Origin of the sequence: Mycobacterium sp. (genome assembly GCF_035499775.1) — a bacterium.
Taxonomy (GTDB): domain Bacteria; phylum Actinomycetota; class Actinomycetes; order Mycobacteriales; family Mycobacteriaceae; genus Mycobacterium.
The window spans coordinates 1-10,046 of sequence record NZ_DATJYB010000535.1 but is presented as its reverse complement, the minus strand read 5'-3'; the positions used below and the strand labels follow the sequence as shown (position 1 = coordinate 10,046).

Below are 10,046 nucleotides of genomic sequence, written 5' to 3'. Positions count from 1 at the left end.
ATCCTCAAGTCCGCGGGGCGGCTGTTGCAGCGCGGTGTGGCTGACCTGACAATCCTGGGCGACGAGGCCCAAATCCGGTTGCGTGCATCAGAACTCGGGGTCGACCTGAGTAACACCAAGGTGATCAACCCCCGCACCAGCGATCTACGCGACCAGTTTGCCGACCAGTATGCGGAATTGCGCAAGGCCAAAGGAATCACGGTCGAACACGCACGTGAAACCATGCGTGACGGTTCGTATTTCGGCACCATGCTGGTGTACAACGGCATGGTCGACGGGATGGTGTCCGGTGCCGTCCACACCACCGCGCACACAGTTCGTCCGGCGTTCGAGATCATCAAGACCGTGCCGGGGGTGTCGACCGTTTCCAGCATTTTCCTGATGTGCCTGCCCGACCGGGTGCTGGCGTACGGTGACTGCGCGATCGTCCCGAACCCGAGCCCGGAGCAGCTCGCCGACATCGCCATCTGCTCGGCGCGCACCGCCGCGCAGTTCGGCATCGAGCCCCGGGTGGCGATGCTGTCCTACTCCACCGGCGATTCCGGCACCGGGGCGGACGTCGACAAGGTAAGGACGGCAACGGAGTTGGTCCGCGAGCGGGATCCGCAGCTGCCGGTCGAGGGGCCCATCCAATACGACGCCGCGGTGGAACCGTCGGTCGCGGCCACCAAGATGCGTGATTCGCCGGTGGCCGGCCGTGCGACGGTGCTGATCTTCCCCGACCTGAACACCGGCAACAACACCTACAAGGCGGTGCAGCGTACCGCCGGGGCGATCGCGATCGGCCCGGTGCTGCAAGGTCTGCGTAAACCGGTGAACGACCTGTCCCGGGGTGCGCTGGTCGAGGATATCGTCAACACCGTTGCCATCACCGCGATTCAGGCCCAGGATGTCCATGAGTGACCGTCTGGTTTTGGTGATCAATTCCGGCTCGTCATCGCTGAAATACCAACTGGTCGAACCGGATTCCGGCGAGTCACGGGCGGCCGGCATCGTGGAGCGGATCGGCGAGGAGTCCTCGCCGGTCGCCGACCACGACGCGGCGCTGCGTCGCGCGTTCAACGAGCTGGCCGACGCGGGCATCGAGCTCGGTAGTGCCGACCTGGCGGCGGTCGGACATCGGGTGGTCCACGGCGGCAAGCGGTTTTATCGTCCGACGGTGTTGGACGACGCGGTGGTCGCCGAGCTGCGCGAGCTGTCCGAACTGGCCCCGCTGCACAATCCGCCCGCGGTCACCGGAATCGAGGTGGCGCGAAAGCTGCTGCCCGATGTTCCGCATGTCGCGGTGTTCGACACGGCATTCTTCCACGATCTGCCACCCGCGGCCGCCACCTACGCGATCGACCGGGAATTGGCCGAGCAGTGGCAGATCCGCCGCTACGGATTCCATGGCACCTCGCACCGTTACGTGAGTGAACAGGCGGCCGGCTTCCTGGACGTGCCGCTGGAAAGTCTGAATCAGATTGTGCTGCATCTGGGGAACGGCGCCTCGGCTTCCGCGATCGCCGGTGGGCATCCGCGCGACACCTCGATGGGATTGACGCCGCTGGAGGGCCTGGTGATGGGCACCCGCAGCGGCGACGTGGACCCCAGCGTGGTGAGCTACCTGTGTCGCCGCGCTTCGATGAGTGTGGACGAGGTCGAGTCCATGCTCAACCACCGGTCCGGGGTGTTGGGCCTGTCCGGGGAACGCGACTTCCGGCGGCTGCACCAGCTGGTCGAATCCGGTGACACCGCAGCGCAGTTGGCCTATGACGTGTTCATCCATCGGTTGCGCAAGTACGTCGGAGCCTACCTGGCTGTGCTCGGGCATACCGATGTGGTGAGCTTCACCGCCGGGATCGGCGAGAACGACGCGGCGGTGCGTTGGGACGCGTTGGTCGGCCTCGAGGAGCTGGGCATCGTGGTGGACGAGGATCGCAATCGCGGCCCGGAGCGCGAGATCCGGCGCATCTCCACTGACGAGTCGCCCATCGTCGTCCTGGTGGTTCCGACCAACGAAGAGCTGGCCATCGCCCGCGACTGCTTACAGGTGCTGGCGGGCCTATAAGAAGCCCAACGCGGTACGGCCCGTTCCGACCGACGGCGTGGGATCGGTCCCGACGGTGCGCGACAACAGCTCGTAGTACACATCACGAAAATCGGTGGTGAACTTCAGATCTCCGTGGTCGAGGTCGGTGAGGCTGGGCTCCGCGCCGTAGAAACCACCCTTGACGGGCGCGCCCGCCACGAAGACGGGGCCGGCGGTACCATGGTCGGTGCCCTCCGAAGCGTTGGCGCGCACCCGGCGTCCGAACTCCGAATACGTCATCAAGACAACGTTACGGCCGTAGCGATCGCCGGCCATGTCTTTCAGGAACGGGGTCACCGCCTCGTCGAGCGTCTGCAGCAGGCGCTGCTGCGTTCCGCGTTCGTTGGCGTGCGTATCGAAGCCGCCCAATTGCACCATGTAGACCCGGGTCGGGACGCGGGCGCGCACCGCGGCGGCCACCATGCTGAGCTGGCTGGCCAGCGAATTGTGTTCGTTGTCAGCCGGTTTGATCGACCCGAAGGTCTTGTTCGTGGTGCGAGCGTCGCGGTATGCCTTGCGCACCGCGGCCATGGCAGGGGTGTCACCGGGGTCGTCGGTGCCCAGCGCGCCCATGATCGAGTCGTATCTGTCCGCCTGCTGGGCCGGTACCTGGTGCGCTGAAAGAGCTGCCGCCGTGTGCTTTTCGCCAACCGCAAGCGCGGGCAGGACCGGACCGATGTTGACCGCACGCAACGGGTCGTCGCCGGTGGTGTCGAGCCAACGGCCGATCCAGCCGGTCGCGACGGGCCGGTCCGGTGATGCGGTCTGCCAGATGTCCATGGACCGGAAGTGGCTGTGGTCGGGTTTGGGATAGCCGACGCCGCGCACGATGGCCAGCTGCCGCTGGTTCCATAGTTGGGCCAGGCCGCGCATCGCCGGGTTGAGCCCGAGCTCGGAATCCAGGTGCAGCACGTCGCCCGGGGCGTAAGCAAGTTCCGGGCGGGCATCGTGATATGCGTTGTCGGCGTAGGGGATTAGGGTGTTGATCCCGTCGTTTCCGCCGTACAGCGTGACGATCACCAGCACGCCGGCGTCGTCGGGCAGTGGCCGGTCTTGGGCGGCCCGCAACAGGTCGTCCCAGTCGACTGCCACGGCCCCGGAAAGCAGGCCGGCTGCGCCGACGCCGGCGCTGGCGATCAGGAATTTGCGGCGAGTGATCATGACGTCAGGTATTCGGGTGAGTTGACGGCGGCCGCGACCAGTTGCACCGGTTTGCGCACCAGCGGCTCGAGTGCGTCGGCGGTGCGGTCCGACCAGGCTCCCACGCCGATCAGATAGCCGACCGCGTCGATGCGGTCGTCAGGGGCCGCATTCTCGACGCTGGACAGGTCGGCGCTGAGCGCGAGCCGGCTCGCCGCACGCAACCGGGCTTGGGCGCTGGCGGTGGACAGCCAGACCTCGCCGTGCGGCCACCCGCCCACGCTGGGCGGATAGAACGGGCGCTGCCCCAGCGCTCGCAGCGTCGCTTCGACCATCTTGAGCTGCTTGGGGTTGTCGAGAGGTACGCGCAGCGCCCGGATCACCCCGACCAGCCATTCGATCGGGGTGTTGACCACCGCTGCTCTGCCGGTGGTGAATTCGTCGTCGGTGAGGATCGCCCGCGTGAGCGCCCGCAGGTTGCGGCCCGGACCATATGCGGAGACCAGCCGGTCGAGCACCGGGGCCGACGCCGGTTCGTCGGAAGCCAGCTGCTGCCACAGACGTCCCGCGACATACTCGGCCGACTTCGGTTGAGTGAGAACGGTGTCGCAGAACCCGGCGGCGTCGAAGTTGCCGGTGCGCCCGAACAACGTCTTGGCGCCCGCGTCATGGCGTTTGGGGGCCGTCGAGGTTCGGCCGTCGGGGGCGATCACCCATCCAGTCAGCGCTCGGGCGCCCGCGCGCACATCGTCCTCGGTGTAGCCGTTGCCGTGGCCCAGCGCGAACAGCTCCATGAACTCCCGGGCGAGATTTTCGTTGGGCGCCTTAGCCGTATTGGTCTGCCCGTCCAGCCAGCCCAACATCGCCGCGTCGGTCAGCATCGCGTAGGCCAGGCCACGAAAATCGCCCAGCGACAGGGTGCGCAGTTTCTGATTCTGCGCGCCCATGTGGGCCGCCACCCGAACCTTCTGCGCCGAAGTGGCAAAGTGGTTGTGCCACAACAGCGTGAGCTTTTCGTGGAGCGGTTGCTGGACGGCCACCATACGGCGCAGCCACCAGGTCGACAACACGTCCATCTGCGCCGACATCTGCTGGTTGTATTGCTTGTGGGCTGCCGGGGTCGCCTTTTTCCCGGGACGACTCGGCTCAGGCAGGGAGGGCATCGGGGTGGCGCGCACGCCCGGGTCGGCCTCGGGGTTCGCGCTGAGCACGGCGTCGACGTACGACGGCCAGTCCCGGGTGGCTACCGCGTCAACCTCTGGTCCGGTGACCCCGAAGCCGGCCCGCCGCAGCACGCGTGCCGTGGCGATCCACCCCGGTGACTGTCCGGCCATACATTGAGTGTGCACATCAAGCTATGAATGGCCTGTGGATGGATCCCGGCCGATTTTCCGCCCAGCCAACGCCGAGCAGCTCCAAGAATCCTTATAGCGCTGCCGTCGAAGCTCATTCCGCTGGCCCCAACCGGGCCGATGACCGAACTGAGGAGACCACTATGAATGGCGTCAACGCGGTTGCGACCTATGTCGTCGTCGGGGCGTTGTGGCTTGTCGCTGCGGTATCGATAGTGACCGCCCACTGCGGCGCGTCCGGAAAGCTTCCCCGCAATCAAGCCGTTGGTGTCCGCACCCCCGGCACAATGGCTTCCGATGCCGCCTGGCGTGCCGGACACCGGGCCGCCATCCCGGTCATGTGGCTGACCGTACCCGGGGCGATGGCCGGCAGTGCTGCGCTGATGCTGACAGGCCTCGGGGCACGCGCCTTGGGCTGGATCCCGATCGCAGTGCTGGTCCCGATCTTGCTCGCTGCCGCCGTCGTCGCGGACAAAGCCGCACGACGCAGCCACTCTGCTTGACGTCAGAACGTGCTGGTGGGCCGCACGTTGTTGGCCATGTCCACCAGGGTGTAGCGATGCCGCTGGGTCGGCGCCACCCGGGCCAGGCTGCGCAGCGAGGCCTCGACGCCCAAGCGCAGGCCGTGGTCGGTGAACGGGAAACCGAGAATGTGGTTGGTGCTGGCCCGCCTATCGTCTCGGTTGTGCTGCAGCCAGTCCATCGCCCCGCCCAGGACCAGGGCGCGGATCTGCAGGACCCGCGGTTCGGTGGATGGCAGTGCTTCCACCCGCCGCGCGGCGTCGCGGATCTGCTCCTCGGTGATTTCGTTCATCGACCGGCCGGACAGCAGGGTCACCGCACTGGTCAGCTGTGCAGTCGTGAAATGCCTTGAGGTAGCCGGCACTTCGTCGAGGGTGCGCACCGCGCCGGCCCGATCGCCTTCGGCCGAAAGGGATCTGGCCAATCCGAACGCCGCCGATATCACGCCGTCGTTGGTGCTCCACACCGTCCGGTAGAACTTGTGCCCGTCGGTGTAGCCGGCCAGCTCGGCGGTGGCGGCCAGCGCCAGTTTCGGTGCGAGCTCGCCCGGGTAGGTGTCCAGCACCTCGGTGAAATGCTTGATGGCCGAGTCGTAGTCGCCGGTGAGCAATTGCGCGACGGCGCGATACCAGACCAGCCGCCACCGCCAGCCCACCCGCTCGGCCAGGTCGTCGAGTTTCCGGGTGGCCTTGACCACGTCGCCCAGGTCCAGCAGCGCGCGGACTTCCATCAGCGGCAGCTCGCTGGACTCCGAAACGTCGGCGCCGTCGGCGTCCAGGGAGCCGTGGCGGGCCGCACGCAGCGAATCCAGCGTCTGCACCGGCTGAGACAGCAAGGTCGCCTGCAAGACCGAAGCGGCCACGTCGCCCGGGTCGATCAGCGGAACCGACAGCGCGGTCACGATCTCCTTGGCGGTCAGCTTCTCCGAATGCACCTGGCCGTCCAGGTAGACATCGGTGTGCGCGACCAGCAGGTCCACCCCGAATGTCGAGCGGCTCGGGCTGAAGACCGTCGACAGTCCGCCCCGCGGCACCCCGGTGTCCTTGGCGACCACCTCGCGCAGCACGCCCAACAACTGCGCGGACATCTCGTCGGCGCTGCTGAACCGGCGCCGCGGATCCGGGTCGATGGAGCGGCGCAGCAGCCGGCCGTAAGAGTCGTAGCGGGCCAGCACCGGATCGTCTTCGGGCAGCCCGTCCACGTAGCGGCCATTGCGGGTGCGCAGGTTGAGCGTGAGCGCCGCGAGCGTGCGTCCGACGGTGTAGATGTCGGTGGCCACCGTCGGGCCGGTTCGCACGATCTCTGGCGCCTGGAAACCGGGCGTGCCGTACAGGTAGCCGAACGAGTTGATCCGCGACACGGCACCCAGGTCGATCAGCTTGAGTTGCTCCTCGGTGAGCATGATGTTCTCCGGCTTCAGGTCGTTGTAGACCAAGCCGATGGTGTGCAGATAGGTCAACGCGGGCAGGATTTCCAGCAGGTAGGCGATCGCCTCGGCGACCCGCAGCGTCGCGCCCTTGCTCTGCTTGAGCGACTGCCCGCCGATGTACTCCATGACGATGTAGCCGACCGGATCTCCGTGCCGGTCGACGTGCTCGACGAAGTTGAAGATCTGCACGATCGAGGGATGCACCACCTCGGCGAGGAACTGCCGTTCGGCCATCGCGATCGCCTGCGCCTCGGCATCACCGGAATGCACCAGGCCCTTGAGCACTACCCACCGGTCGTTGACGTTGTGGTCGACCGCCAGGTAGACCCAGCCCAGCCCGCCGTGGGCGATGCAGCCCTTGATCTCGTACTGCCCGGCGATGGTGTCGCCAGGACTCAACTGCGGCAGAAATGTATACGGGCTGCCGCAGTACGGGCACCAGCCCTCCGAAGCCCCCCGGCCGTCCGAGCCCTCCGGCCCAGAACGTCCCACCGGCCGTCCGCAGTTCCAGCAGAATCGCTTGGACTCGGGGACCACCGGATTGGTCATCAGCGCCTTGATCGGATCGATATCCGACACCCGCGGGATCTCCACCAGGCCGCCGCCGAGTTGTCTGACCGGCGCCAGCACCCGCGTTGCGGTGGTCATCCGGTCCTGCGGCTCGGTGTCCCTGACATCGACGGTGATATGCGGGAACTCGTCGTCGTCATCGTCGAAGTCGGGGCGGAAGAGCGCCTGGGTACTCTGCGGCCGTAGCGCCTCCCCCCAGGCGGCTTGAGTGGCTTGAGTCGTCGGGCCTTCGTCCGGTTCGGTGGCCGCGTTCCCGCTGTCCTGGCCGGCGCTCTCTTTGTCGGGGGTCTCGGCCATCAATCCACGTACCTTGGCGTGGGCGGGATGGGGGCCGGGCCGAGCACCGTCAACCACTTGCGGTACAACGTGTTCCACGTTCCGTCCCGACGGATGCGTTCGAGCGTGCCGTTGACGAATCGGACCAGCCCGGGGTTTTGCAGGTTGATCCCGACGCCGTAGGGCTGCGTGGCCATGTTCGGCCCGACGATGTGCAAGTAGGGGTCTTCTTCGACCAGTCCGGCCAGGATCGAGTCGTCGGTGCTGACCGCGTCGATCTCCCGCTGCTGCATCGCCACCAGGCAGTCCGCCCAGTTCACCACCGAGATGATGGTCGGCGGCGGCACGATCTCCCGGATCCGGCGCAGCGACGTGGTGCCCCTGGCCACACAAACTCGCTTACCCGACAGGTCGGCCGCCTTGATGATCGTCGAGTCGCGCGGGGCGAGGATGCGCTGGCTCGCGTCGAGGTAAACGGTGGAGAAGTTGACCAGCTTGCGCCGCTCGCAGGTGATGGTCATGGTCTTGACGACGACGTCGACCTGCGACTTCTGCAGTGCAGTGACACGCTCCGCCGACGACAGAATCCGGTACTCGACGTGCGACGGGGCGCCGAAGATGTCGCGCGCTATCTCGCCGGCGATGTCGACGTCGAAGCCGGTGATCTCGCCGGTGATCGGGTCGCGGAAGCTGAACAGGTTGCTGCCGATGTCCAGGCCGATGACCAGCCTGCCGCGCGCGCGGATATCGGCCACCGCGGCGTCGGCCTCAACCTTGTTGGGGAAGGGCCGCAGGCTGGCGGTGGGGTTGCAGTCCTCATCCGAGCCGTCTGCCGGCAGCGGCGGCTCCGGCGCCATTTCCTCCATGCCGACCGGGACGGGCGGCGGCAGGGTCGGTACCGTCGCCACCCTCAGCGATTCCTGGTGGGCGCAACCGGCCAGCGTGATCGCCGTGGCGAGCACCGCGAGCACTCCGCAGGCTCGCCGGGTCCTGGGCAGCCGCGTCATCATCGATACTCTTTCAGCCGGGGCCACAAACCCAGGGCGACCGCGAGCGCCGCGCCCAGGCTGAGCACCACGCCGCCGACCTGGGCGCCGGACAGGCCGCTGCGCGCGTTGAGGACGTCGTTGCGCAGATGGGTGCGGCTCTGGTCCATCGCTTTGCTCAGCGCTTCGTCGAGCCGGTCGAAAGCCGGTGTGGAGTCGTCCTCGCCCTTGCCCAGCGCGACCTGGGTGGCGGCCCGGTAGTTGCCCACCGAGATGTAGGCGTTGATCCGGTCGTTGGCCTGCCGCCAGCGGATCAGCAGCTGGTCGGCGCCTTGCAGGTCGGGCTTGTCGATCGCGTCGCTGCGCGACATGTAGCTGTCGATCTGTTGGTGCATGGCGTCGATGCGCTGGTAGAAGCTCTGCTTGCGGATCTCCTCGTCGCCGCGCCGGATCAGCGACAGCGTCTCGTCGGCGCGCGCCTGCTGGGCGGTGATGGCGACGTTGGTGACGGTCTTGAGCGACTCGGCGGCGGTGTCCTTGGCGCTGCGGCTGGCGGTCGTCGAAATCGTCAACGCTGTCCCGACCCACACCACCATGACGACGATACCTAGCGCGCCCACGACCAGGCCGGGGTTGATCCGGCGCCTGGTGCGCCGGGCCAGCCACCGGTGCGAGAACAGGCCGAAGACCATGGTGGTGGCCACGACGAGGATCACCGGAGCCGGGATCTGGGTGGACGCGGTGGTTTCGCCGTCCACCCGCTCCGACGTCGCCTGGTAGAGCTGCTGTGCGTCGGGCAGGATCTTCGACTGCATCAGCCCCGACGCCTCCGACAGGTACGACGAACCGACCGGGTTGCCTTCCCGGTTGTTGGTGCGCGCGATCTCGATCAGCCCGGTATACACCGCCAGTTCGGCGTTGATCCGGCCCAGCAGTTGCACCAGCGGCTCGTCGGTCAGCCCGCTCGACGCCCGGGTCACCGCCACCGCCGCATCGGTGATCGCCTGCTCGTAGCGCTGCCGGACCGAGCGTGGTTCGGCTTGGGCGATGAACGCGGTGGCCGCCGCGGCGTCGGCCACCGACAGCGTGGTGTAGAGCCGTCCGGCCGCGAACGACAACGGCTCGGTGTGGTTGAGCACCGTGGTCAGCACCTGCTGCCGGTGGTTGATGGTGGTCGAGGTGGCGAACGCGCTGGACACACCCAGAGCGGCCAGCACGATGCCGATGGTCAGGATGCGGCCCGGCGTGGTCGAGATGAACCACCACCGGGGGTGGGCAGGTTCGGCGTGCGACCGCGACCCCAGCGGCTCAGTCGACGGGTGCGCCAGCTCAACCGTCACGTCTGCTCCGACCTCATCTTTCGGCCAACCAACAAAGGTCTATAAGCGAATTCTAAGGAATCTTGACGCGGATGGTGGGAAGGCAGACGCAATTGTCTGCCCGCTTGGTCGTCGGGCCGCCGACGGCCTGCATATCCTGAATCTCGTGCAGGGCGACGGCGACGGGTGGGTGGTATCCGACAGCGGCGGCCACTACTGGGGCAGATACGGCGCCGCCGGTTTGCTGCTGCGGGCCCCGATGCCCGACGGCACCCCCGCGGTACTGCTGCAACACCGGGCGGTGTGGAGCCATCAGGGCGGCACCTGGGCTTTGCCGGGTGGGGCCCGCGACAGCCACGAGACGCCAGAGGAGACCGCGGT

9 protein-coding genes are annotated in these 10,046 nt (G+C 67.3%); 4 read left to right on the top strand and 5 right to left on the bottom strand.

Translation table 11 applies throughout. The annotated features are described in order from the left end of the window. Together pta and VML93_RS32665 are read left to right on the top strand one after the other, a co-directional pair. The coding region (gene pta, locus VML93_RS32670; RefSeq protein ID WP_325617075.1) for a phosphate acetyltransferase at positions 1–903 on the top strand (903 nt) is incomplete at its 5' end. Continuing rightward, positions 896–2,050: an acetate kinase gene (locus tag VML93_RS32665; protein WP_414686508.1), complete on the top strand. Its 1,155-nt coding sequence runs from the start codon at positions 896–898 to the stop codon at positions 2,048–2,050. The genes pta and VML93_RS32665, both read left to right, overlap by 8 nt. On the opposite strand, the gene VML93_RS32660 is transcribed toward VML93_RS32665, so the two are convergent. Both VML93_RS32660 and VML93_RS32655 read right to left on the bottom strand, forming a co-directional pair. Beyond that, entirely contained in the window at positions 2,045–3,232 is a 1,188-nt protein-coding gene (locus VML93_RS32660; protein WP_325617071.1) for a DUF1501 domain-containing protein, read from the bottom strand. The genes VML93_RS32665 and VML93_RS32660 overlap by 6 nt on opposite strands. Continuing rightward, positions 3,229–4,545 (bottom strand): DUF1800 domain-containing protein, encoded by a 1,317-nt coding sequence (locus tag VML93_RS32655; protein WP_325617069.1) that lies wholly within the window; start codon positions 4,543–4,545, stop codon positions 3,229–3,231. Before VML93_RS32655 ends, VML93_RS32660 begins: the two co-directional genes overlap by 4 nt. A 161-nt stretch (positions 4,546–4,706) precedes the next feature. Here VML93_RS32655 and VML93_RS32650 point away from each other — a divergent pair, with 161 nt between their 5' ends. Then, complete coding sequence (locus VML93_RS32650; RefSeq protein ID WP_325617067.1) at positions 4,707–5,066, top strand: SdpI family protein; 360 nt, start codon at positions 4,707–4,709, stop codon at positions 5,064–5,066. 2 nt (positions 5,067–5,068) lie between these two features. Here VML93_RS32650 and VML93_RS32645 read toward each other — a convergent pair whose 3' ends face one another. From VML93_RS32645 to glnX, 3 genes are read right to left on the bottom strand one after another with little or no spacing between them, the layout of a single operon-like run. After that, entirely contained in the window at positions 5,069–7,381 is a 2,313-nt protein-coding gene (locus VML93_RS32645) for a serine/threonine-protein kinase PknG (RefSeq protein ID WP_325617065.1), read from the bottom strand. Continuing rightward, a complete protein-coding gene (locus VML93_RS32640) occupies positions 7,381–8,367 on the bottom strand; it encodes a glutamate ABC transporter substrate-binding protein (protein WP_325617077.1) in 987 nt (328 codons plus the stop codon). The genes VML93_RS32645 and VML93_RS32640 overlap by 1 nt, the downstream gene beginning before the upstream one ends. Next, the gene (gene glnX, locus VML93_RS32635; RefSeq protein ID WP_325617063.1) at positions 8,367–9,686 is read right to left on the bottom strand and encodes a protein kinase G-activating protein GlnX; all 1,320 of its coding nucleotides are present in this window, start codon (positions 9,684–9,686) and stop codon (positions 8,367–8,369) included. Before glnX ends, VML93_RS32640 begins: the two co-directional genes overlap by 1 nt. A gap of 145 nt (positions 9,687–9,831) precedes the next feature. On the opposite strand from glnX, the gene VML93_RS32630 reads away from it, so the two are divergent. Then, the coding region (locus tag VML93_RS32630) for an NUDIX domain-containing protein (protein WP_325617061.1) at positions 9,832–10,046 on the top strand (215 nt) is incomplete at its 3' end.